General features: G+C 65.7%; 25 protein-coding genes. 5 read left to right on the forward strand and 20 right to left on the reverse strand.

Annotated features, from left to right (window positions below; genetic code table 11):
- Positions 1–182: 182 nt before the first annotated feature.
- Positions 183–947: a response regulator transcription factor gene (locus AC1DK9_RS03300; protein WP_476914975.1), complete on the forward strand. Its 765-nt coding sequence runs from the start codon at positions 183–185 to the stop codon at positions 945–947.
- On the opposite strand, the gene AC1DK9_RS03305 is transcribed toward AC1DK9_RS03300, so the two are convergent.
- The 18 genes from AC1DK9_RS03305 to AC1DK9_RS03390 form a co-directional block, all read right to left on the reverse strand.
- Positions 944–1,402 (reverse strand): Hpt domain-containing protein, encoded by a 459-nt coding sequence (locus AC1DK9_RS03305; RefSeq protein WP_476914976.1) that lies wholly within the window; start codon positions 1,400–1,402, stop codon positions 944–946. The two genes, AC1DK9_RS03300 and AC1DK9_RS03305, sit on opposite strands and share 4 nt — an antisense overlap.
- Before the next feature lie 165 nt (positions 1,403–1,567).
- A complete protein-coding gene (locus AC1DK9_RS03310; protein WP_476914977.1) occupies positions 1,568–2,449 on the reverse strand; it encodes a type II secretion system F family protein in 882 nt (293 codons plus the stop codon).
- Between the two features lie 7 nt (positions 2,450–2,456).
- On the reverse strand, positions 2,457–3,389 hold the full coding sequence (locus tag AC1DK9_RS03315; RefSeq protein ID WP_476914978.1) for a type II secretion system F family protein: 933 nt from the start codon (positions 3,387–3,389) through the stop codon (positions 2,457–2,459).
- Positions 3,390–3,396: 7 nt separating this feature from the next.
- On the reverse strand, positions 3,397–4,914 hold the full coding sequence (locus tag AC1DK9_RS03320) for a CpaF family protein (RefSeq protein ID WP_476914979.1): 1,518 nt from the start codon (positions 4,912–4,914) through the stop codon (positions 3,397–3,399).
- Positions 4,914–6,107 carry a CpaE/TadZ family protein gene (locus AC1DK9_RS03325; RefSeq protein ID WP_476914980.1) on the reverse strand — a complete coding sequence of 398 codons (1,194 nt, stop codon included), beginning with the start codon at positions 6,105–6,107 and terminating at the stop codon, positions 4,914–4,916. Before AC1DK9_RS03325 ends, AC1DK9_RS03320 begins: the two co-directional genes overlap by 1 nt.
- The gene (gene cpaB, locus AC1DK9_RS03330) at positions 6,104–6,880 is read right to left on the reverse strand and encodes a Flp pilus assembly protein CpaB (RefSeq protein ID WP_476914981.1); all 777 of its coding nucleotides are present in this window, start codon (positions 6,878–6,880) and stop codon (positions 6,104–6,106) included. Before cpaB (AC1DK9_RS03330) ends, AC1DK9_RS03325 begins: the two co-directional genes overlap by 4 nt.
- Positions 6,881–6,882: 2 nt before the next feature.
- The gene (locus AC1DK9_RS03335) at positions 6,883–7,860 is read right to left on the reverse strand and encodes a TadE/TadG family type IV pilus assembly protein (RefSeq protein WP_476862344.1); all 978 of its coding nucleotides are present in this window, start codon (positions 7,858–7,860) and stop codon (positions 6,883–6,885) included.
- Positions 7,848–8,264, reverse strand: a complete 417-nt coding sequence (locus AC1DK9_RS03340) for a TadE family protein (RefSeq protein WP_476862343.1) — start codon at positions 8,262–8,264, stop codon at positions 7,848–7,850. Before AC1DK9_RS03340 ends, AC1DK9_RS03335 begins: the two co-directional genes overlap by 13 nt.
- Before the next feature lie 105 nt (positions 8,265–8,369).
- On the reverse strand, positions 8,370–8,603 hold the full coding sequence (locus AC1DK9_RS03345; protein ID WP_476862342.1) for a Flp family type IVb pilin: 234 nt from the start codon (positions 8,601–8,603) through the stop codon (positions 8,370–8,372).
- 263 nt (positions 8,604–8,866) lie between these two features.
- The gene (locus AC1DK9_RS03350) at positions 8,867–9,748 is read right to left on the reverse strand and encodes a type II secretion system F family protein (RefSeq protein WP_476862341.1); all 882 of its coding nucleotides are present in this window, start codon (positions 9,746–9,748) and stop codon (positions 8,867–8,869) included.
- A gap of 15 nt (positions 9,749–9,763) precedes the next feature.
- Positions 9,764–10,711, reverse strand: a complete 948-nt coding sequence (locus tag AC1DK9_RS03355; RefSeq protein WP_476862340.1) for a type II secretion system F family protein — start codon at positions 10,709–10,711, stop codon at positions 9,764–9,766.
- Between the two features lie 2 nt (positions 10,712–10,713).
- Positions 10,714–12,189, reverse strand: a complete 1,476-nt coding sequence (locus AC1DK9_RS03360) for a CpaF family protein (RefSeq protein WP_476862339.1) — start codon at positions 12,187–12,189, stop codon at positions 10,714–10,716.
- Positions 12,186–13,388 (reverse strand): CpaE/TadZ family protein, encoded by a 1,203-nt coding sequence (locus AC1DK9_RS03365; protein WP_476862338.1) that lies wholly within the window; start codon positions 13,386–13,388, stop codon positions 12,186–12,188. The genes AC1DK9_RS03360 and AC1DK9_RS03365 overlap by 4 nt, the downstream gene beginning before the upstream one ends.
- The gene (gene cpaB, locus AC1DK9_RS03370; protein WP_476914982.1) at positions 13,385–14,167 is read right to left on the reverse strand and encodes a Flp pilus assembly protein CpaB; all 783 of its coding nucleotides are present in this window, start codon (positions 14,165–14,167) and stop codon (positions 13,385–13,387) included. The genes AC1DK9_RS03365 and cpaB (AC1DK9_RS03370) overlap by 4 nt, the downstream gene beginning before the upstream one ends.
- A 17-nt stretch (positions 14,168–14,184) precedes the next feature.
- Positions 14,185–15,195: a pilus assembly protein TadG-related protein gene (locus AC1DK9_RS03375; RefSeq protein ID WP_476914983.1), complete on the reverse strand. Its 1,011-nt coding sequence runs from the start codon at positions 15,193–15,195 to the stop codon at positions 14,185–14,187.
- 5 nt (positions 15,196–15,200) lie between these two features.
- Positions 15,201–15,605 carry a TadE/TadG family type IV pilus assembly protein gene (locus AC1DK9_RS03380; protein ID WP_476862335.1) on the reverse strand — a complete coding sequence of 135 codons (405 nt, stop codon included), beginning with the start codon at positions 15,603–15,605 and terminating at the stop codon, positions 15,201–15,203.
- Positions 15,606–15,715: 110 nt separating this feature from the next.
- Complete coding sequence (locus AC1DK9_RS03385; RefSeq protein WP_476862334.1) at positions 15,716–15,922, reverse strand: Flp family type IVb pilin; 207 nt, start codon at positions 15,920–15,922, stop codon at positions 15,716–15,718.
- A gap of 269 nt (positions 15,923–16,191) precedes the next feature.
- Positions 16,192–16,857 (reverse strand): prepilin peptidase, encoded by a 666-nt coding sequence (locus AC1DK9_RS03390; protein WP_476862333.1) that lies wholly within the window; start codon positions 16,855–16,857, stop codon positions 16,192–16,194.
- 307 nt (positions 16,858–17,164) lie between these two features.
- On the opposite strand from AC1DK9_RS03390, the gene rplM reads away from it, so the two are divergent.
- From rplM to glmM, 3 genes are all read left to right on the forward strand, one after another.
- Positions 17,165–17,608, forward strand: a complete 444-nt coding sequence (rplM, locus tag AC1DK9_RS03395) for a 50S ribosomal protein L13 (protein ID WP_015937805.1) — start codon at positions 17,165–17,167, stop codon at positions 17,606–17,608.
- Between the two features lie 36 nt (positions 17,609–17,644).
- Entirely contained in the window at positions 17,645–18,154 is a 510-nt protein-coding gene (gene rpsI / locus AC1DK9_RS03400; RefSeq protein ID WP_476862332.1) for a 30S ribosomal protein S9, read from the forward strand.
- A gap of 147 nt (positions 18,155–18,301) precedes the next feature.
- Complete coding sequence (gene glmM / locus AC1DK9_RS03405; protein WP_476914984.1) at positions 18,302–19,663, forward strand: phosphoglucosamine mutase; 1,362 nt, start codon at positions 18,302–18,304, stop codon at positions 19,661–19,663.
- A 78-nt stretch (positions 19,664–19,741) separates the two neighbouring features.
- Here the strand turns inward: glmM and AC1DK9_RS03410 are convergent, their stop codons facing one another.
- Together AC1DK9_RS03410 and coaA are read right to left on the reverse strand one after the other, a co-directional pair.
- Entirely contained in the window at positions 19,742–20,668 is a 927-nt protein-coding gene (locus AC1DK9_RS03410) for a M15 family metallopeptidase (protein WP_476914985.1), read from the reverse strand.
- 5 nt (positions 20,669–20,673) lie between these two features.
- Positions 20,674–21,642 carry a type I pantothenate kinase gene (gene coaA, locus AC1DK9_RS03415; protein ID WP_476862329.1) on the reverse strand — a complete coding sequence of 323 codons (969 nt, stop codon included), beginning with the start codon at positions 21,640–21,642 and terminating at the stop codon, positions 20,674–20,676.
- A 118-nt stretch (positions 21,643–21,760) separates the two neighbouring features.
- Between coaA and glmS the strand changes: the two genes are divergently transcribed.
- A complete protein-coding gene (gene glmS / locus AC1DK9_RS03420) occupies positions 21,761–23,653 on the forward strand; it encodes a glutamine--fructose-6-phosphate transaminase (isomerizing) (protein WP_476914986.1) in 1,893 nt (630 codons plus the stop codon).
- Position 23,654: the final 1 nt, after the last annotated feature.

Consider the following 23,654-nt stretch of genomic DNA (forward strand, 5'->3'; position numbering starts at 1 on the left):
TTGTCCGTGTTACTGCGCCGGAGGCCGAAATTGAGGCCTCCTGTGGGTATTGTGGCAGGACATGCGTAGTCCGTGTCCCTTGGGTACGGGCTGGGCATCGGGGCATGGGGCCCCGGTTTCGTAGCGGCGGCGGGGGCTTGTCCACCGCCAGCCGACGGAGCAGCATCGGATGTGAGGGTGGCATGACTGACCTTGGGGTGGCCGTCGTTGTTGAAGACGACGCGGATGTGCGCAACCTCGTGGAGGCGGTGCTCCGGCAGGCCGGTTTCGAGGTGCACTCGGCGGCCGAGGGCCGTGCGGGGGTCGACGTCGTCCGGCAGCGGGAAGCCAGTGTGGTCACGCTGGACGTGGGCCTCCCCGATATTGACGGCTATGAGGTGCTGCGCCGGATCCGGCAGTTCAGCGATGCCTACATCGTCATGCTGACCGCGCGGACGGACGAACTGGACACGCTCACGGCGCTGCACACCGGCGCCGACGACTTCCTGACCAAGCCGTTCCGGCCCCGTGAGCTGCGGGCCCGGGTGGCTGCCATGATGCGCCGGCCGCGGAGTGAGGGCCAGGGCGCATCGACGGCGGCGCCGGGACGACCGGGCGCCGACGCCGCCGTTCCGGACAACGTGCTGCGGCACAACGGGTTGGCCCTGAACCCCGAGATGCGCTCGGTGACGGTCGACGACGAGCCGCTCGCTTTGACCCGCAGCGAGTTCGACCTCCTGCACGCGCTGCTTCGCGGCGCCGGGGCAGTGAAGTCCAAGACCGAGTTGGTCCGTGTGGTGCGGGGAGAGTACTACCGCGCCGACGCCTATATCAGCGAATCCGACGAACGGGCCGTCGAGGTCCATATCGGAAACCTGCGCCGGAAGCTCCGGGAGGATTCGGTGCAGCCGCGCTGGCTGCAGACGGTGCGCGGCGTGGGCTACCGCCTGGCCCCTGTTCGTTCTTAGCGCTCCCAGAGAATGTAGCTGAACTGCAGCTCATCGACGGTTTCGCTGCCCCGGGCGGCGACCTCGGCCAGCCGGGAGGCGGCCAGTCCGAGGTTCCCGTCGCGGATTGCTTCCTCGAGTTCGCCGGCGAGTTCGGCCAGGCGCAGCCCGCCGACCATCGACGAGGACGTTTTGACGCTCAGCACCGCGTCAAGGGCCGAGGCCTGGTCACGGCGCTCCAAGGCCCCGGCAAGCGACTCATAGCGCTGGGCCCACATCTCGGCGTAGTCCCGTGCGAAGCCCTTGGCGACGGCGGCGCTGTCCAGCTGCTCGCCCAGGGTCTGGAGCGCAGCGGGGTCCACCAGCGGGGCCGTTTCGGGCAGCGGCGCCGTCAGTCCGGCCCCGCCGGCGGGGGCATCGGCGGCGAGCAGGGATCCCGCGATTCCGTCGTCAGGGCCGGGAGCTAAAAGAGACATGGCACTACGGTACTAGCTGTCCGGACCGGCGCCCGAGGGGGCGGGGTTTCCTGCGGAAACCTTGCGGCTATCCTTGTCCCGCCCTTTGGGGCAAACTTGCGGGCACTTTTGCCGGTAGTTTCAGGGGCACCCCGGAGGGCCGTCTGCTGCGAACGTGCCGGCCGGTCAGTGGCCGCTGAAGGTCTCGATGGCGTTGATTACGGCAGGTCCCAGGATGGCGATGAACAGCACCGGGAAGATGAAGAACAGCAGGGGAAACAGGATGGTGACCGGCAGCTTCATGGCCTTCTCCTCGGCCCGCTGGCGGCGCTTGACGCGCATTACCTTGGCCTGGATCCGGAGCACGCGGCTGATGGCAATGCCGTAGGTGTCCGCCTGCACCACGGCCTGGACGAAGCTGMGCAGCTCCGGGATGTTGGTCCGCTCCGCCAGCGCCTGGTACGACTCCCGTCGGCTGCGCCCCACCTGCATGTCCTGCAGGGTGCGGACCAGCTCCTCGGCGAGCGGGCCCTTGCCGTTTTCACCGGCCCGCGCCATGGCGCCCTCAAACCCCAGGCCGGCCTCGACCGAAATCAGCATCTGGTCCAGCGTGTTGGCCAGTTCCAGCTGCATGATTTTCTGGCGTTCCTGGCCCTTGCTGTACAGCAGCAGGTCCGGGATGAAGTAGCCCAGGAGCATCACGAACAAGCCCACCAGTTTCAGGAGCGGCGCCGGCGTGCTGGCGAGCCAGAGACCCAGGAGGGCACCCAGCAGTCCCAGCAGGGGTTTGGCTGCCAGCACCCGGCCCAGCGGGAGCGAAGCGGGGCGTCCGGCAAGGGACAGGAGCCGGTCGAGCTTCCGGACGTACGCCGGAGGCGTCAGGCGGTGGCCGATCCGCTCCAGCAGGGCGCTCTCCCTGGGCCCGGCGGATTCCACCGGGCCGGTGCCCAGCGACAGCATTTCGCGGATGGCACGTTGGGACTTGCGGTCGACGGAGAGGACCGACCAGGTCAGGTAGGCCGACGGGAGGCAGATCAGCAGCAGGGAACACAGGATTAGGGGCTTCATCCGGGCCTCAGAACTTCAGGTCGATGATCTTGCGCATCCACAGGCCGCCGATCGTCATCAGGATCACGGACGCCGCGATCATGCCCCAGCCCAGCGGATTCGTGAACATGACGTTCATGTAGCCGGGATTGACCAGCATCAGCATGATCACGATGCCGACCGGCATGGCCATCAGGATGTAGGCGGAGAACTTCCCTTCCGCCGCGAGGGACTTGATGTGGCCCTTGATCTCGCTGCGCTCGCGGATGGTCTCGTTCACCTGGTCCAGCACCTCGGCGAGGTTGCCGCCGACCTCGCGGTTGATCTGGATGGCCTGGGCGATCCAGACGAAGTCTTCATTGCGCATCCGTTCCGCGGTGTCACTGAGCGAGGCCAGCAGGTCGCGGCCCAGGGACGTTTCGGTGATGACACGGCGCATTTCCTCCGCGGTGGGGCTCTGCGATTCGCTGCCGGCGGCGTCGATGGCCCGTAGGATGCTGTGCCCGGCGCGCAGGCCGCCGGAGAGCAACTGCAGGGTGTCGCCGAGCTGGTCATCGAACTTTGCGCGACGCTTGCCGGCGAGGACCTTCAGGGCGAGGTGTCCCGCCACCGGGGCGAGCAGGACCAGCAGGAGGGCCAGCAGCGGGCCGCCGACCACGAAGCCGGCCAGCGCGCCCACAAAGGCACCGACAGCGAGCAGCACGTAGAAGTCGCCCTGGCCCATGCGCAGACCCGCCTGCTCCAGGGCCTCCCGGTTGAAGAGCCTGATCTTCCGCTGCGCAAGGAAGCCTTCCGCCAGGCTGACCGCGGAGCCGGCGAAGCGGCTGAGCGAGGAGTCCGGAGACGTCTGCACCGGCCGCCGTCGGTCCAGCGGAACCCGGGCGGTTCCCGGCGAAAGAACCGTGATGGCCAGCAGCAGGAGGGCAGCGGCGAGGAAGACGATGCCGACAGTCAGCGTCATGGCCGGATCACGCCCTGCCGGCCGGCGCCAGCGGTGCCGCGAAGACCTGGGGCGAGACGTGGATGCCGAGATCCTCGAAACGGTCGATGAAGCGCGGCCGGATCCCGGTGGCCACCGGTTTGCCGAGGAAGCGGCCGTGGGCGTCCACGCCGGCGGAGTAGTCGAAGACGAAGGCGTCCTGGAGGGTGACAATGTCCCCCTCCATGCCCTGCACCTCGGTGACGTGCGTGATGCGGCGGGTGCCGTCCCGCAGACGGGAGATCTGCACGATCAAGTTCACCGCGGACGCGATCTGCTCGCGGATGGCGCGCAGGGGAAGGTCCATGCCGGCCATCAGCACCAGGGTCTCGAGGCGGGCGACGGCGTCGCGCGGCGAGTTTGAGTGGACGGTCGAGAGCGAGCCGTCGTGGCCGGTGTTCATTGCCTGCAGCATGTCGAGGGACTCGCCGCCGCGGACCTCGCCCACCACGATCCGGTCCGGGCGCATGCGCAGGGAGTTGCGCAGCAGATCGCGGATGGTGACCTCGCCCTTGCCCTCGGTGTTGGGCGGCCGGCTCTCCAGCCGCACCACATGTTCCTGCTGGATTTGGAGTTCCACCGCGTCCTCGATGGTGACGATGCGCTCGTCGTGCGGCAGGAAGGACGAGAGGACGTTCAGCAGCGTGGTCTTGCCGGTGCCGGTGCCGCCGGAGACGATGATGTTCAGCTTGGCCCGGACGCAGGCGTTCAGCAGCTCAGCCATCTCGGGCGTCAGGGTGCCGAAGTCGATCAGGTTGCGCACCGTGAGCGGGACCTTGCTGAACTTTCGGATGGTGAGCGAGGAGCCGCCGACTGCCAGCGGCGGGATGACCGCGTTGACGCGGGAGCCGTCCTCGAGCCGCGCGTCCACGAGCGGGGACGACTCATCGATCCGGCGTCCCACCTTGGAGACGATGCGTTCGATCACCTTGCGCAGGTGGTCCTCCGAACTGAAGCGCGAATCGGTAAGGGTGAGCTGGCCCTTGCGTTCCACGTAGATCTGGTCCATCCGGTTGACCATGATCTCGGTGACCGCGGGGTCATCCAGCAGCCGTTGGAGCGGCCCGTACCCCAGCACGTCGTCCGCGACGTCGCGGACCAGCCTGGTGCGCTCCTCGGTGGACAGCGGCACCTGTTCGGCGTCGATGATGCGGGTCAGTTCGTCGCGTGCGGTGGCGCGCAGTTCGTCTTCCGTGACCGCCGAGTCGTTGAAGCGCGTGCCCATCCGTTCGAACAGCGCGGTGGCCGCCCGCTCCTTGAGCGCGGCGAAGGCATCCACCGGGTGCTGGCCCTTGGTGCGGGCGGCGTCGTGGTGGTCCACGGACGACGGCGCGGCCGCCGCCGCGAGGCGCGACGGCTCGGGACGCGCCGGTTCCGCCGGGGAGGAGAGACGGAGCGGTCGGCCGGCGGTGGCCGCCGCCGTCGCTGGGGCAGCCGACGGCGTCGGTGCTGCGGGCTGCGGCTGGGCGCCGGCTTCGGCTGCGGAGAGGCGTTCGGAGAGCTTCACTAGACAACCACCCGTCGGTGCAGCTTCTTCTGGGCGGTGGCCCGCCAGGCCGGGTCGAAGCGCGTCACCAGCTGCCGGAGGCCTTTCACGGCCGGATCCTTGCGCCCGTCCTGCAGGACCGGGATCCCGCGGTTGGTGGAATAGGCCACCGCCTTGGAGCGCGGAATGCTCACGTCCACCGGGGCGCCGATAGTGGCTTCGACGTCCTGGACGCTGAGCCCGGACTTGGAGTCCGCCATATTCAGGACCACATGACGGGTTTCCGGAAGCAGGTCGAGCCGACGGAGGATTTCCAGTCCCGAGCGGAGGCCGCGGATGCTGGGCACGTCCATCGCACTGACCCAGACGACGTCGGTGCACTGTTCCATGGCGGCCAGGCCCACCTCGGGCAGGCCGGGGGCGGTGTCCACGACGACGTACTGGAACTGCTGCGCGAGCTGTTCGATCAGCCGGCTGACCTGCTGGGGCGTGATGTCATCCGCCTCTACGGGGGTGCGGGGCGCGCAGAGGGCGTAGATGCTGCTCGGGTGGACCGTGAGGAAGGCCTTGAGGACCAACGAGTCCTGGCTTGCCGAGGCGGAAACGGCGTCGGTGACGGTGTGCTCCGGATTCAGGTACAGGCCGGAGGCCACGTCGCCGAACTGCAGATCCAGGTCCACGATCACCACGCTCATCGGCGCGACCTGTCCCAGCCCGATCGCGATGTTCGTGGCGATGGTGGTTTTGCCGACGCCGCCCTTGGGGGAGAAGACGCCGATCACCAGCCCTTTGGGGTTGTTGTCCGGCTGCTGGACGGCCGTGCCCCGGGTCCGGCTGGCATAGGACTGGCAGGCACGTTCGAGCAGCACCCGGATCTGGGCCGGGTCCGAGGCGGGGCTAAGGATGTCCCGGATCCCGGCACGCATCGCCAGCAGCACAAAATCCGGGTCGGGTTCGCCGACCAGGATCACGCTCAGCTCGGGCAGTTGCACGTCGAACACGGTGGCGAGCCGCAGCGCATCTTCAACCGGAACGTCGGGTCCGAGGATCAGCACCTCGGGACGCTCCTGGTTGAGGTTGGCAAAGAGCTCGCCGGGGTCCGCCGGGTTGACGTAGGCAAAAGTCTGGACGCCGCCCGGTAGCCCGCCAGCAACGGCCTGCCGGACCCGCGCGTCGAAGTCGGTGTTGGGGGTGATGAGGACGAAGCGGCTCACTTGTAGACCTCCGGTCGGGTGATGATTCCGGGGCGGCCGCTGTCCTTGGCGTCGAGCGGTTCCCGGCTCAGCCAGATGCTCGCCGCATCCGTGAAGTTGGAGGCGTAGACAATCTTCGTTGCGGCCACGTCGTCGACGGCGACGGTCACGATCATCGAGCCCACCGGGAGCGAGGTGTCCTCGGCCGGCGCGGCCGATCCGCTCGCCGAGGGCTGCGGAGTGGGCGTGGTTGCGGGGGCACGCTGGACCGCCGTTACAAGGGCCTTGTGCACGGTCAGCTGCGTTGTTTGCTTCTCCGGCTTGGCCTCGATGCCGCCATCCTTCAGGTTGATGAAGATTCCGACGTGGTCGCCCGGAGCGATGCGGCCGCCGACCACCCGCTGGGGTTCAAGCTGGAAAGACACCTCCTGCAGCCCCTTGGGCACCTGCACCGATCCGCTGGTCTTCAGCTCTTCCGGTTGGACCAGCCGTTCTGCCACGAGCTGTTCGCCCGGTACCAGGTCGACGGCGGTGACTTTGCCAGTCTCGTTGTCGAGATTCTTCAGCGCAGTCTTGGAGACGGCCTTGCCGGGGAGTTCCTCGCTGGTGACGAACGCCGCGAGAGACGTCACCGGGGTGCCGGCGGGAACGGCCCGCTGCACCACCATGACGGAGACAGGATTCAGGTTCTGAACGGCGCGGGTGTCGGCGCCCTGGGCGTAGCTGACGACGAGGACGGCACCGACGATGGCCAGCACGACGGCGGCCAGTCCTGCCAATAAGCGTGACTTCACGGTTAGGGCACTCCAATGGTGAGACGGACAACGGAAGCACCGTAATCGGGAGTACTTCCGAGCTCGAAGGCTTGTGACAGGGACACGAATTTCACGAAGTATCCGCGGAGGGATTTGTTGGCCAGTCCGCTCGAATTCCAGGTGTCACTGGAAAAGCGGTAGCCGGTGACGTGAAAAGCCGCGAAGCCCTTGATGTAGTACTTGCCGCCGGATCCGGTGCCCGTGGCCACGGCATAGAGCGGGAGGAGGACGGTCTGGTCGTTCAAAGCGCTGATGTCCCCGGGCGAACAGATCGAGGGTCTGGAAGCGCCGGTGTCGCTGCTGAACCAGATTCCTGGATCGTTCGAGGCGCCGGCGCTGATCACAACGCTGCACGCAGAATCGGCGGCATTGGGGTCCATGATCCATCCAAAACCTCCTGGGATCCCTGCGCATCCGCCCGCGCTCATATTGAGGACCTGCACGTAAGACGGGTCGGGGGAGAATTTGCACTCGGCGATGGCCAAGGGGACGATGACGGTGCCTTTGGACGGCGTCCCCCACTGCACGTTCGAAGTAGCCGAGACCTCAGAGTTCGAAAAGCCCAGTGCGCGGGCAAATTGGTCCGGTACGGAGTTGAGGGCGCCCCCATTCGCCTTGGCGCTCGTGGTGACCGTGGCTTTGCGGTTCACCTTATCCAAGACGATGGTCTTGACATTGCTCTGTCCGTCCACGGCGTTCGCGTTGGCAAGCGTTCTGGCGAGAACCGCGGGCGAAGTTACGGTGTCGGAACAGTCCGCGTCGTTCAGATTCCTGGCGCATTTTTGGGCCAGCATGAGGGCCACCGCATCGGACCCGTTCTGTAGTTGGCCACGTTCGGAATAGAGTCGAGCAACGTCGATGGAGATGGCCGCGAACCCGAGTAGAACCACCATGAGCAGGGCGACAATGACAGCGATCCCGCCGTGTTCCGCATCGCGCGAAGCTGTTATCCGCCGCATTGCATGGTACCTACGCCCTTCATCGGAAATGGTCCGGCGATTCCGGTCATAGTGGACAAGTTGTAGTCGATTGTCACGGTGACCTGGACGTTCGCAGCGCAGGCCGTTGGCGCGGGCGTCGAGGCGGGCGTCGTCTGATATCTGAAAGTTATCTTGTCGCTCGCCAGAGCCGGTTTCAGCACGCTCGCGGCGCTGACCGCCGCGGCCTTGGCGGTCGTTGCGGCTGCTGGCGCCGCGTAGTTGATGGCCATCACTCGTGCGCCTTCACGGGCAGCGTTGGAGAGCGAAATTTGCACGTTGTAGGCGCGGCCGAACTCCATGATGCCAAGCAGGATCATGACCAGGACCGGGGCCAGCAGGGCGAACTCCACGGCGACGGCGCCCCGTTGATTTGTCTTGGACATGGGGGACCGCCTTCCTTGCTGACTGTTCGCTGGCGCCTGAACACAGTCAGGGCTGGGAAAGGCCGGAGCCTTCCCCAACCCTGACTGGTGGATTGCTGAGAGGTGCTACGGGGTGCAGGTAGCGTCCCCGGCTTTGGCGCCCGCCGCATAGGTGTGCCCTGCGCCGGCGATGTCGCACTGGACCTTGGTGAAGGTGTCGTGCAGGCTGCCGCCGAGCAGCGTCACGGCGACGATGATGACTACGGCGATGAGGGAGACCATGATGCCGTATTCGACGGCGGTGGCGCCGCGCTGGTCGCGGCGAAGGCGGGTTGCGATGTTGGAGAGGTAGGAACGCATTGGTGACTCCTGAGCGAGTTGGGCGGCTGGCCCTGCACCAGCACTGAGAGGAACTTAGCAACCGCCGACACGCCGTCAATCCGACTTTCGAACATCCTGTGCCAAGACTTCCCAAACTGCCCTTTTCCTGTACATTCCCTGCGCGGATACTGCGCTGGGGCGCCAAAAGCGCCCGGTAAAAGGGAGGAGGACAAGGGAGGACCCCCTTGGCTCTGGGTACCAAGGGGGTCCGGTCTTGGGGCGGTCCAAACGCGGCCGCGTGGTTATCTGTTGGCGAAGACCTCCATGATGCTCATCACCGTGGGGCCCAGCACCACGATGAACAACGTGGGGAGGATCGAGAAGATGAGCGGAAACAGCATCTTGACGGGCATCTTCATGGCGTGCTCCTCCGCGCGTTGGCGGCGCTTCACGCGCATGTCCTTCGCCTGGGCGTTCAGCACTTTCGCGATAGCGATGCCGTAAGCGTCGGCCTGCACCACTGCCCGGACAAAGGAGCGCAGGTCAGGTACGTCGACGCGCTGGGCCATGGCCACGTACGCGTCCTTGCGGGAGCGGCCCACCTGGATATCCTGCAGGGTCCTGATCAATTCCTCGGCGAGGGGACCCTTGCCGTTCTGGCCGGCACGCGCCATGGCGGTTTCGAAGCCGAGACCGGCCTGGACGGAGATGAGCATCTGGTCCAACGCGTCCGGCAGTTCCAACTTGATCGCTTCGCGCCGCTTCTGGGCGTGGTTCCGGAGCAGGATATCCGGGACAAAATAGGCCAAGGCGGTCATGGCCACCATGAGGAGGACATTGAGCGTCGTGGGGCTTCCGGCAACCATGACGATTCCCATGACTGCTCCCGGAAGAGCCAGCAGGGGCTTGACCATAAGCACACGCCCCAAGGGCCAGTCCTTCGGCCGGCCGGCGCCGGCGAGCTGCTTGTCCAGCCACGCCGTGTAGCCCTTGGGCGTGATCTTCCGGCTCAGCTCCGCCAGTTGGCCTCCGGCCGAGAGCAAAGATCCGGTCGCCTGCGGACCGCGACCGAGATTGGCCTGGATGTTTCGCACGGCCGCCCGGTCTCCGGTGAAGGCTAGCCAGGTCATGATCGAGAGCGGGGCGATGACCGCCAGGATGGCGGCGTAGGCAATAGTTTGCACGGTTCTCTCCCTTTCTCAGAACTTCGGCTTGATGAGTCGGCTGAGCCAGAAGCCGCCCACGGTCAGCAGGACCAGGGCCGCGAGGATCATCAGGAACCCGGGAAAAGTGGTCAGGAAGACCTTCGAGTACAGCGGGTTGAAAAGTGTCAGGCCAACAAACATCACCACCGGGAGCGCCATCAGGACTATGGCGGACATCCTGCCCTCCGCACTGAGCGCCCTGACCTGGCCCCTGATCTGGTTGCGGTCCCGGATAGTCTCGCCCACGTGGTCCAGGACCTGGGCGAGATCGCCGCCGACTTCCCGGTGGATCTCGATGGCCCGGGTAATCGAAGCGAAGTCCTCGTTGGCAGTGCGCCGGGCAACCTCTGCGAGCGAATCGCCAAGGTCCCGGCCAATGCGGGTCTCGTTCACCACCCTGCTGAGTTCCTCTTTCATCGGCGCCTCATTCTCCTCGGCGGCAGCGTCCACTGCCCGGAGCAGGCTGTGGCCGGCGCGGAGACCGCCGGCGAGCATCTGCAGCGCGTCCGGCACCTGCTCGTCGAACTTCTTGCGACGCCGCGAGACCAGAACGTTGAGGAACAACAGGAGACCGACAGGTGTCAGTAGCGTCAGCAGCACGGCCAGGACTGGGCCGCCGAGGAGGAAGCCCAGGACAGCGGCCACGAATGTGAGGGCGCACCCCATCAGTACGTAGTCGCCCGGCTGTTTCTTCAGCCCCGCACGCTCGAGCTTCTCCCGGCTGAGCAGTCCGGAGCCGCGGCTTCGGAGACCCCTGTTGAGAGTGTGCACGGCTTGGTCGGTCAGCTTGGTGAGGTTTGACGAGTGGGCGGCCGCCTCATCGGGCCGGCGCCGGGAAAGCGGCACCGCGTGGGGCTTGAGGAGGACGGCGACCGTCGTCGCCAGGGCTGCGTACGCCAGGACGAGGCCGGCGACAAAGACAAGGGGAGACAGATCCTGCACTGTTACCGCCCCCTGACAGGCGCTGCGCCAAATACTGCCGGCGAAATCGCGATCCCGAGCTCGGCGAAGCGATCGGTGAACCTCGGACGGACGCCGGTGGGCACGGGCTTTCCCAGGAATCTGCCACTGGCGTCGATGCCGGCGGAGTAGTCGAAGACGAAGGCATCCTGAAGCGTAACGACGTCGCCCTCCATGCCTTGGACCTCGGTGATGTGAGTGACGCGCCGGGAGCCGTCCCGGAGCCGGGAAATATGGACGATCAGGTTCACTGCCGAGGCAACCTGCTCGCGGACGGCCCGCAGCGGCAGGTCCATGCCGGCCATCAACACCAAGGTTTCGAGCCGGGCAATGGCATCCCTGGGGGAGTTGGCGTGAACCGTGGAGATGGAGCCATCGTGGCCGGTGTTCATGGCCTGCAGCATGTCCAGGCACTCCCCGCCGCGGACTTCGCCGACCACAATCCGGTCCGGCCGCATGCGCAGCGAGTTGCGAACCAGGTCGCGGATGGAGATTTCTCCCTTGCCCTCGATGTTTTGGGGCCGGCTCTCCAAACGGACCACATGGTCCTGCTGCAGCTGCAGTTCCACGGCGTCCTCGATGGTGACGATCCTGTCCGAACTCGGAATGAACGAGGACAGCACGTTGAGCAGGGTCGTCTTTCCGGTGCCGGTGCCACCCGAAACGATGATGTTGAGCCTGGCCAGTACGCAGGCCTGCAACAGCTCCGCCATTTCCGGTGAGAGGCTCCCCATCGAAATGAGGTCATGGACGGTGAGCGGATCCCGGCCGAACTTCCGGATGGTCAGGGCCGGCCCGTTGACGGCTAGCGGAGGGATGATCGCGTTGACACGGGACCCGTCCGCCAGCCGGGCGTCCACCAAGGGCGAGGATTCGTCGATCCGCCGTCCCACATTGGAAACGATCCTTTCGATGACCCGCCGCAGGGCGTCGTCGGACGTGAACTTGGAATCGGTCAGCTGAAGGTGGCCCTGGCGTTCCACATAGATCTGGTCGAAGCGGTTGACCATGACCTCGGTCACCGTCGGATCGTCCAGGTATCTCTGGATGGGGCCATGGCCCAATACGTCGTCGATGATTTCGCGGATCAGCCGCTGCCGTTCGATTGCGGTGAGGGGGATTTGCTCCTCGTCCACAACAGCCTTCAGCTCGTCCTTGACGGATTGGTGAAGCTCCGCTTCGTCAATTGATGAGTCGGTGATTCGCGAGCCGAGCCGTTCGAAGAGGGCCTCGCTGGCGCGTTCCTTGAGCGCGTTGAGCGCCTCGCTGGCGACGGATGCGGTCTGCTGGATTTCGGAGAACCCGGGCTGCGATTCCGCCGCCGTCTTCGCCTCCAGGATCCGGCCGAGGGTGGCCGGCTGGGCGTGCGAAGCAAAGACGTCGACGGCGGCCGGCTTTTCCTCGGGCCCGGCGGGTGGAAGGCCGCCGCGGAGTTGCTGGAATCGGTCGGTGAGGCTCACTGGACTACCGCCCTTCTGTGGAGTTGCTTGTGCGGTCTGGCGTCCCAGTCCGGCTTGAAACGGTCGACCAGCCGGCGGAGACCTTTTAGGGCGGCGTCCCGGCTGCCGTCCTGGAGGATGGGGACGCCCTTATTGGTGGAGAACGGAAGGGTGCGTGAGCGCGGCAACACCACGTCCACGGGGGCTCCGATGGTGGCCTCGACATCCTTCAGCGACAGCCCCGCCCGACGATCAGCCATGTTGAGCACGATGTGGCGATTCGCCGGCACCAGGTTCAGTTCGTCGAGGATTTGGAATCCGGTCCGCATGCCCCGGATGCTGGGCACATCCATGCCGCAGATCCAGACAGCGTCCGTGGCCTGCTCCAAGGTGGCGAGGACATGCTCACCCAGCCCCGGTGCGGTATCCACCACGATGTACCGGAACTCCTTCCGCAACTGCTCCAGCAGATGGGAGACATGGGCCGCGCTGATGCGGTCCATTTCGACGGGCGTCCGGGGCGCGCAGAGAGCGTAGATGCCGGCCGGGTGGACCGTCAGGTACGTCTTGAGCACCATGGAGTCCTGGCTGGCAGCTCCCATCACGGCGTCGGTGATGGTGAACTCCGGTTCGAGCAGCAGGCCGCTGGCCACGTCGCCGAACTGGAGGTCAAGATCCACGATCACCACGCCCATGGGTGCAGTCTTGCCGAGCCCGACAGCGAGGTTGGTGGCGACCGTTGTCTTGCCCACACCGCCCTTGGGAGACATCACCGCGATGACTCGCCCCGCACCGTGGTCGGCATGCTCGGTGGCCTGCGGGCCAAGTCCACGACGCCGGCCGGCCGCAGCGAGGCTGGCCCGTTCCAGCATGACCCTGATGGTGTCAGGGTCCGCTCCGGGATCCAGCAGGTCCCGGACCCCGGCGCGCATTGCCTGGACGACAGTTTCAGGGCTGGTCGTAACGGCCAGGACCACGCTGATTTCGGGATACTGGAGGTCCACCACGGCCGCCAGCTTCAAGGAGTCCGCCACGGGCACGCCCGGGCCGAGGATGAGAACCTCCGGCGGCTCGCCAACCATCTGGCGCATGATGTCGGCGGGGCCCTCAGGCAGGTAGTCGGCCTTGAAGACATGGAGGTCACCATGCATGCCGCCCACGGCCAGACGGACCAGACGTTCGAAATCAGCGTTCGGCGTGATCAGGACGAAGCGGCTCATCGGAACAGCCCTGCCGCGTCCACTGTGCCCTTGCCCGATTCGACGGCAGTGCCAGGTTCCTTTGACAGGTACACCTTGCCGAACTCGGTGGCAAAGACGATCCGCTGCGCATCTGCGGAGTTCCTGGCCAGGGTAATGAGATAGCTGCCGTCACCCTGCTCCTTGGTGGAGGAAGTGGACGATACCTGGCTCGCGCCGGCTTCGGTGTCAGCCGTTCCCGTCTGCGTGGCTGATCCGTTGCTGAACTGCGACGCCGTGACCAGGACCTTGTGGAAGGTTTGCTGCGTCCGGCTGACCTTGACCCCCGCCGTGCCGCCGGTCTCCTCCAGCGAGAGGAAGACGCCCACCGTGTCGCCGGCCTTCAAAACGCCTCCCGCGACTCGCTCGATGGGGAGCTTCAGGGTGATCTCCTGAAGGCCTGCCGGCACCTGGACCCGAGCGGGGCCGAGGAAGGCGTTCTCTTCCACCAACCGGCTGGAGAGCAGTTGCTCACCCGGCATCAACGTAACAGCCGTGACCTTGGACCCCAGCGTTCCGAGATCCGTGACGCTGCTGTCGGCCAGCGCCAGCTTCGGGACTTCCTTCTTGGTCACCATTGCCGCGAGCTTTTCCGCGGGCGTGCCGGCCGGAATGGCCTTTTGCACAACATAGATTGATTCTGTTTCCGTGCCGGCCAGCGCCCGTTTATCGGCGTTCTGAACATATGAGACCAGCAGTACGGTTCCAACAATTGCCACAAGCAATGCGGCGATGCCCCCCAGCAGGCGTGTTTTCATCATAACTCCTTAGAAATTGCTTATTTGATGAGCTTTATTTCAACGGTTCCCAAGTCGGCTCCGCCCCCCGAAATACCTCCAGTCGAATCAATGGTTTCGAATTTCACGAATTGACCGATGATGCAGCGATTGTTGCCGCCGGAGCAGGCCAGGGCGCTGTTCATGCCAGGATCTCCAGCAGTGTTGCGGAATTCGTAATTGTGGTTATTGCCGAACTTCCAGCCCCACATCTTGAAAGTGGCGTAGCCGATCACATGGAAGTAGCCGTTCTGCCCCTGGCCTCCGGCATTGTCAAAGACGGGGAAGGCCACTTTGACGTCGCCCCCCGCGAGGATGGTTGCGATCCAGCCGCCAAGCACTGTGTCGCAGTCAGTCGGCGGGTTGTTGCCGGGGTCGGACCCCGCCCGGTTGTTTCCGGTAGTGGTTTCAGCGATGCATGGGGAGCTCCGATCGAGCCAGCCCCAACCGCCGGGGATCTGAGTTCCCGAAGGTCCCGTGCACGTTCCGCCTGGCTTGTAGGAGACTTTCTGGACCTCTGCGGTTTGGCTTCCGCCCGAGAGGTTGAAGCAGCTATCGGACAACGCCAGCGGGAAGCTGGACCCGTTCGTCTTGTTACTGAAGGACGCGATGGCGTTGGCCCGGACGGTTACCGGCGGAGCATTCAGTGCGCTGGCGAAGAGTTTCGTCAAGAAACCCGCGCCGTTGCTGCCGCGCGTGGAGGTCACAACCTTGACCTGGTTGGGCACTGACAGGTCGACGGAGTCAACGGTAGTGGCGCCGTCGTTGGAGTTGGGACCGCTCAGCTCGGCGGCCCACGTCATGGCCTGTCCAACGCTGCAGCCGCCGGCCTGGTGGCACCGCTGGGCAGCGGCCATGGCGCCTGCGTCCGCTGCGTTCTGCAGCTGCGCCCGCTCGGCATAGATCTGGCCGGTGTCAACGGCCAGGGCCCCGGCGCCGATGAGCACCAGCATCATGACCGCTGCCAGCACGCCGCTTGCGCCACGCTCGTCCCGGTGCTTGCGGGTGGCCATAGCCTTCAGCCGTTGCACCGCATGGCTCCCGTCCCATGCAGCGTGACGGTGCTTCCGAAGAAGCTAGTCAGAGTGTTCGTGGTGTAGGTGACGTTGACTCTTGCGGTGCTCCCGTTGGCACAGGCGGCGGGAGAAAACGTGTAGCTGAAGCCGGCCGGGCTGAGCCCCGGCGCGCCGGCCACAGCTGCCGCCCTTGCGTCGGCCTGGTTGTTCTTGATGGCCATGGTCCTGGCCGCCTCGCGGGCGGCCTGGGTCACGGAAATCTGAAGATTGTAGGTGTACGAGAACTCCACGATTCCCACTACCAGGGACAGGAGGATCGGTGCTACGAGGGCGAATTCGACGGCGGCCGAGCCGCGGTCCCGCCCCTGCGCCCGAGACTTGGGCGCCGGCGAACTGCTGCGTTTCATGGAATCCCCCCAGGGATAGAGGCAGCGAATGGTTTTAAGAAATGTGCCGCGTCCGCGAGACACGGACGCGGCACATTGCGTAGAGCTGAGACCTGCTGAGCTGCCTGCGCCTAGTTGGACCAGGCGGCGACGTGTCCACCGAGCTCGGCGAACCAGGCGCTGAGGCCCTGGCCGAAGATGGTGACGCCGCCGATGACGATGAAGGCGATGAAGGCCACGAGCAGCGAGTATTCCGTGGCGGTCGCTCCCTTTTCGGATTCGAGGCGGTCCTTGACGCCGGCGATGAAAGAAAGCATTGAGACCATGAGACCAGTCATTTTATAAGTCCTTTTCCAGAGTTTTGAATAGATTTACGAAGCTCCAGCAAATCCCCTTTTCTATCTGGTGGGGCTTCGTTGGCACAACATTTGCACGCCGATTAACGGCGTTGCAATGGCTTCGACTACTCGACTTCTGGAGGCGAAAAGAGGGTTTTACGTATGGCGTCCGGAGAGGTGTACTCAGTTCTTTCCGGAGGCCCGGCGGTAACTACTTGTTTTGATAAGCGGGCTTACTGGTTCGACCAGGAAAGGGGGGAGGGGAGAGGCTACGCGGAGACCAATGCCGTGATCAGGGCGGCGGCCAGCATGGATGGCCCGAAGGCTACCTCTTTGGGCTTGTTTCCGGGGTTTTTGAGCACGAGTGCCAGGGAAACCACGCCGCCGGCCACAAACCCCAGCGCGCCACCATAGAACAACTGCGTCCAGCCTAAGTACCCCAAGTACAGACCGAGGGGAGCGGCGAGCTTTACATCGCCCATTCCGAGGCTCTTGGGGCTGATGAGAGCCAAGATGAAGTAGAAAAAGAAGAGAATGACGGCGCCCGCGATGCCCCGGGCCAGCGACAGCCAGCCACCGAGTGCCAGCGAAGCGGCTGCGAGGAGCACGACGCCGGCTCCCAGCAGGGGCACGACCAGCCGGTTAGGCAACAAATGATGAATAACGTCAATTCGAGCCAGCTGCACGCCAATAACCGCCAAAAGCATAAAGGCAGGCAATTCCGGCGCGGGGCCGAAGCGCCAGGCCAGGAGAGCGCACAGGCCGGCGGCGGAAACCGCCGTCGTCGTTCTCTGCGCACGGCCCGGCCGGCCTGCAAGGTGCGGCAGGGTGCGGCGGACGAACACATCGGCGAGCAGCCCGAGGCAGAGTCCGGCAATGGCCGCGCCGGCGAGGAACAGCAGTGCCGCGGAACCTGCAAGGGCGGGAGCGGGCACGGTACCTCCAGGAACGCTGCGGGCCGGAAACGAACGGCACGCAGGGCAGCGCACCACCGGACACCCCATTTTGACCCACGACCCCGGCTTCCGCTATTCTTGGTAGTCGTTGTGCGTGTCCTATCTCGATGATGCGTGCCCGCTTGAGAATCCGGTTGCAGGATAGCTACTCAACGTGCACATTCGAGACCACAGGATGACTGGTTACATAGAGCCCTCACCTCTGTTCCGGTAGCGCATAGATAGTAGGTGCACCTTTGCGTGACGCCTAAAACAAGAACGCCAGAACAAGAACGAGGCAAACACCGTGCGTACGTACACCCCGAAGCCCGGCGATATCAACCGCCAGTGGCACGTCATTGACGCCACCGACGTTGTCCTTGGTCGTCTCGCCAGCCAGACCGCAATCCTGCTGCGCGGCAAGCACAAGGCCACCTTTGCGTCCCACATGGACATGGGCGACTTCGTCATCATCATCAACGCTGAAAAGGTCGCCCTCACCGGTGCCAAGCTGGAGCAGAAGCGCGCATACCGCCACTCCGGTTACCCGGGCGGCCTGACCTCCGTCAACTACGCGGAGCTGCTGGAATCCAACCCGGTCCGCGCCGTGGAGAAGGCCATCAAGGGCATGCTCCCGAAGAACTCCCTCGCTGCACAGCAGCTGGGCAAGCTGAAGGTTTACCGCGGTGCCGAGCACCCGCACGCCGCCCAGCAGCCCAAGACTTTCGAAATCACCCAGGTCGCCCAGTAGTCCTGGCCACCAACCAACTTTTTATCAAGGAGAATCGTGGCTCAGAACGAAGAACTGACCACCGAAGCCGTTGAGGCTGAGGAAAACCTGACCAGCTACACCTCGGAGAGCGGTGCCGCTGACGCGGCCGCGCCGAAGAAGGAACGTCCGGCACTGACCGTTGCCGGCGCAGCTGTTGGCCGCCGCAAGGAAGCCGTTGCACGCGTTCGCGTTGTGCCGGGCTCCGGCAAGTGGACCATCAACGGCCGCGAGCTGTCGAACTACTTCCCGAACAAGCTGCACCAGCAGGACGTCAACGAGCCCTTCAAGATCCTTGATCTCGAAGGCGCCTACGACGTCATCGCCCGCATCCACGGCGGTGGCCCCTCCGGCCAGGCCGGTGCACTGCGCCTCGGCATCGCCCGTTCGCTGAACGAGATCGACGTCGAGAACAACCGCGCCACCCTCAAGAAGGCCGGCTACCTTACCCGTGACGCACGCGTCATCGAGCGTAAGAAGGCTGGTCTCAAGAAGGCACGTAAGGCTCAGCAGTACTCCAAGCGCTAAACAGCGCTTCCCACCCGATGTCGCCACGGCGGCACGGTTGGAACCGGAGGCCCGTCCCGCATTGCGCGGGGCGGGCTTCCGTCGTTATACGGGCCCTCGATGGCCCGAAACGGGACAAGAGCCCGTGATCGACTAAACTTGGGCACGATGTCTAGATTATTTGGAACAGATGGTGTCCGGGGCCTTGCTAACGGCCTACTGACCGCAGAGTTGGCGTTGCAGCTGGCGCAGGCCGCCGCCGTCGTGCTTGGCCACGACCGCAATACCAACGGCAACAGGCCGCGCGCCGTCGTCGCGCGCGACCCGCGGGCCAGCGGCGAGTTCCTCGCGGCCGCCGTAGAGGCCGGGCTCTCCAGCTCCGGGATCGACGTCTACGACGCCGGTGTGCTACCGACGCCGGCCGCCGCGTACCTGGTTGCCGACCTCGACGCCGACTTCGGCGTGATGATCTCCGCCTCCCACAACCCTGCCCCGGACAACGGCATCAAGTTCTTCGCCCGCGGCGGACAGAAGCTCCCCGATGACGTGGAGGACGCGATCGAGGAACAGCTGAGCAAGGAGCCGTACCGGCCGGTCGGCGGCGAAGTGGGCCGGATCCAGCGGTTCTCCGACGCGGAAGACCGCTACATCCTGCACCTGCTGAGCACCCTCCCGCACCGCCTGGACGGCCTGAAGGTTGTCCTGGATTGCGCGCACGGCGCCGCCAGCGGCTGCTCGCCCGAGGTCTTCAAGTCCGCCGGTGCAGAGGTGCTGGTGATCGGGGCCGAGCCGGATGGCCTCAACATCAACGACGGCGTGGGTTCCACGCACCTCGGCCCGCTGAAGCAGGCGGTCCTCGACTACGGCGCCGACCTTGGCATTGCCCACGACGGCGACGCCGACCGCTGCCTGGCCGTGGACCACGAGGGCAAGGAAGTGGACGGCGACGAGATCATGGCCATCCTGGCCGTGGCCCTCAAGGAAGCCGGCAAGCTCAAGGACGACGTCCTGGTGGCAACGGTGATGAGCAACCTGGGACTCAAGATTGCCCTGCGCGAAGCGGGCATCAGCCTGCGCGAGACCGGTGTGGGGGACCGCTACGTGCTCGAAGGCATGCGCGAAGGCGGCTTCAACCTCGGCGGTGAACAGTCCGGCCACGTGATCTTCTCCGATCACGCCACCACCGGCGACGGCGTCCTGACGGGGCTGCAGCTGGCCGCCCGCGTGGCGATGACCGGCCGCCCGCTCAAGGAGCTGGCCACCGTGATGACGAAGCTTCCGCAGGTGCTGATCAACGTCAAGGGCGTCGACCGCAGCCGGGTCAAGGGTGACGAAACCGTGGCCGCGGCCGTGGCCCGCGCCGAGGCCCAGCTGGGCGACACCGGCCGCGTGCTGCTGCGCCCGTCGGGTACCGAGCCCGTGGTCCGCGTCATGGTGGAAGCAGCGGACCAGGAGACGGCACAGGAGGTCGCCGAGGGCCTGGCCCAGGTGGTCAGGACCGAGCTCGCGCTGGAGCTCGTCACCGAGTAGCCTCCCGAATGCAAAAAGGTGGCCCGTTTCCGTCACGAAACGGGCCACCTTTAGTTTCCGGTGCCTACCCGGCCGTGCTCAGCGGTAGGCCGGCGCCGCTGGGAGGCCGAAGTACTTCTCCAGGGTGGTGATGCCCCGCCGGTGCATGTCGCCGGCAGCTTCGACGCCGACGTAGCGGAGGTGCCACGGCTCGTAGAAGTAGCCGGTGACCGGGTGCTCCATCCAGGGGTAGCGCACCACGAAGCCAAAACGGTAGGCGTTGGCCTTGACCCACACTGCCGCCGGCTGCTGGGCGAAGCACGGCTGGAAGCTGCACACCCCGCCGCCGTCGCCGATATCAAAGGCCCAGCCCGTCTGGTGCTCAGAGTAGCCCGGCCGCGCGGACGCGGTGTCCGCCTCCGCCCGGCCCCTGGATGAGACATAGCCGTTGTACGTAGCGGTCTGGGTGGCGTAGGACCGGTAGCCGCTCGCCAAGGTCAGCACGACGCCGGACGCCGCGGCCTGCCCAAACATCCGCTCAGCCGCCGCCGCCRTCGTGCGGTTCAACTGTGCGGCCTCGCCGGAGACCGCCAGCCGGACGGCCGGCTGCACGAGCTCGGCGGGAACGAAGGTCGCGGGGGAGAGCGGCCGGTGTTTGTTCACCACCACCCACGGGCTTGCCGGGTCCGCCAGCGAATACTTCCGGCCCGGCAGTGAAGTGGCCGGCGCTGAAGTGGCCGGCGCAGCCGACGGAGAGGCGGACGCAGACGCGGCCGCCGGCGACGCGGAGGCTGAGACAGAGGCGGACGGGGCCGTCGGCGAACCGGCGGCGGACACCGTGGGGGAGGAGGGGCTGCCAGTTGGCACAGTCGTGCCGGAGCCGGGCAGAGAAGGGTTGCCTCCCGGGCTGCAGCCCGCCACAGCGGCCAGGACGGCCAGGGCCGTTGCCGCGGCGACGAGGCGCCCGGCCTTCCGGCGGCGGTCCTTGTCCCGGCCCGGCGCAGCGCCGGAGCTGTCGTGGCACACCTGTGCTAGACCTTACGCAGCAGCATGCGGCGGATGGAGTGGTCGGCATCCTTGGTCAGCACCAGCTGGGCCCGGCCGCGGGTTGGGAGGACGTTCTCCTCCAGGTTCGGCTCGTTGATCCGCTTCCAGATGTCCCGTGCGGTCTGCTCCGCCTCGGAATCGGACAGCGTGGCATAGCGGTGGAAGTAGGACTCCGGCTGTGCGAAGGCAGTGGTCCGCAGCTTGCGGAACCGGTCCACGTACCATTCCTCGATGTAGGAGGTCTTGGCGTCGACGTAGATGGAAAAGTCGAAGAAGTCGCTCAACGCGAGTCCCTGCCGGCCGTCGTGCCGCGGCCGTGCCGGCGCCAGCACATTCAGCCCCTCGACAATCAGCACGTCCGGGCGGCGGACCACCACTTCCTTGCCCGGGACGATGTCGTAAGTGACGTGCGAGTACCAAGGGGCCCGCACTTCCTCGGCCCCGCCCTTGACTTCGCTCACGAAGCGCAGCAGCGCCCGGCGGTCGTAAGATTCCGGGAATCCTTTGCGGTCCAGGAGTTGACGGCGCTTGAGCTCGGCAAGGGGGTAGAGGAACCCGTCGGTGGTGATCAGTTCGACATTGGGGGTCCCGGGCCAGCGCCGGAGCATTTCGCGCAGCACTCGGGCGATGGTGGATTTGCCCACGGCCACCGACCCTGCCACGCCGATCACAAACGGGGTCCGCTGCGTTTTCTCGCCCAGGAACGTCGTGGTGGCCGCGTGAAGCTGGTTGGCGGCCTCAACATAGAGGTGCAGCAGCCGGGAGAGCGGGAGGTAGACCTCGCGGACCTCCTTCATGTCAAGGGGGTCGCCCAGGCCGCGGAGGCGGAGCACGTCCTCTTCGTTGAGGGGCTGCTCCATCTGGGCAGCGAGCCGGGACCAGGTCTGCCGGTCCAGCTCGACGAACGGGGAGACGCCCTCGCCGTTCGCTTCGTTGCGTTGCAAAGTCACCATAGAGATTCTGCCCTTGACAACGCCCAGAGCGAAATAGGCGCTCCGGCGGCCGCCCGGGACCGGTCGCGGGCGGCACATCCTACGTCGGACGACCGGGAAACCAGTTAGGCTTGTGTCCATGTGCGGAATCGTTGGATATGTAGGCCGCTCGGCTGGCCGGGTAAATACTGAACACAAAGCCCTGGACGTTGTCCTGGAGGGATTGCGGCGCCTTGAGTACCGCGGCTATGACTCCGCCGGGATCGCGGTGGTGGCGGACGGCGCCATTTCCTCCCGCAAGAAGTCGGGGAAACTGAGCAACCTGATCGAGGAACTGGCGGCCCACCCGCTGCCGGACGCCGTTACCGGCATCGGTCACACCCGCTGGGCTACCCACGGCGGCCCCACGGACCTGAACGCGCACCCGCACCTGTCCGACGGCGGCAAGCTGGCGCTCATCCACAACGGCATCATCGAAAACTTCGCGGAGCTGAAGCAGGAGCTGGTGGCCAAAGGAGTCACCTTCCTCTCCGAGACGGACACCGAGGTGGCCGCTGCGCTGATCGGTGACATCTACCGCAACCAGCTCGGCGGCGACAACTCCAACGGCGGCCTGACCAAGGCCATGGAACTTGCTTGCCAGCGCCTTGAGGGCGCCTTTACGCTGCTCGCCGTGCACGCGGACCAGCCCGACGTCGTCGTGGCCGCCCGCCGCAACTCACCGCTCGTGGTGGGCCTGGGCGAGGGCGAGAACTTCCTCGGCTCCGACGTTTCCGGCTTCATCGACTACACGCGCCGCGCCGTGGAACTGGGCCAGGACCAGATCGTCACCATCACCGCCGACACCGTCTCGATCACCGACTTCTTCGGCGCCCCGGCCGAGGGCAAGGAATACTACGTCAACTGGGATCCCGCGTCCGCGGAGAAGGGTGGCTTCCCGTCCTTCATGGAGAAGGAAATCCACGACCAGCCGGACGCCGTGCTGCAGACCCTGCTGGGCCGCTCCGACGTCGACGGCAAACTGACCCTCGACGAGCTCCGGATCGACACGGAACTGCTCAAGAGCGTTGACAAGATCATCGTCCTGGCCTGTGGCACCTCCGCCTACGCCGGCCAGGTCGCGAAGTACGCGATCGAACGCTGGTGCCGGATCCCCACCGAGGTCGAACTCTCGCACGAGTTCCGCTACCGCGATCCGATCGTGGACGCCAACACCCTGATCGTCTCCATCTCCCAGTCGGGCGAGACCATGGACACGCTGATGGCTGTCCGGTACGCCAAGGAACAGGGCGCCAAGACTGTCTCCATCTGCAACACCAACGGCTCCACCATCCCGCGCGAGTCAGACGCCGTGCTGTACACGCATGCTGGTCCGGAAATCGCGGTGGCCTCGACCAAGGCGTTCCTGGCCCAGATCGCCGCCGCCTACCTGCTGGGCCTTTACCTGGCACAGCTGCGCGGCAACAAGTTCCAGGGCGAAATCAAGGACATCCTCGCCGACCTGGCCAAGATCCCGGCCAAGATCCAGCAGATCCTGGACAACGCCGAGGCGATCAAGAAGCTCGGCCATGACATGGTGGACGCCAAGTCCGTGCTGTTCCTGGGCCGCCACGTGGGCTTCCCGGTAGCCATGGAAGGCGCGCTCAAGCTCAAGGAGCTCGCCTACATCCACGCCGAAGGCTTCGCCGCCGGAGAGCTCAAGCATGGCCCGATCGCCCTGATCGAGGAAGGCCAGCCGGTCTTCGTGGTGGTTCCCTCGCCGCGCGGCCGGGACTCGCTGCACGCCAAGATTGTCTCCAACATCCAGGAAGTCCGTGCCCGCGGCGCCAAGACGATCGTGATCGCTGAGGAGGGTGACGAAGCGGTGAAGGCCTACGCCGAGCACGTCATCTACATCCCGGAGACCCCGACCCTCCTGGCCCCGCTGCTGTCCACCGTGCCCCTGCAGATCTTCGCCCTGGCACTGGCCAGCGCCAAGGGCTACGACGTGGACCAGCCGCGGAACCTGGCCAAGAGCGTGACCGTAGAATAGC

The sequence above is a fragment of the Arthrobacter sp. 01T414 genome, assembly GCF_056398965.1.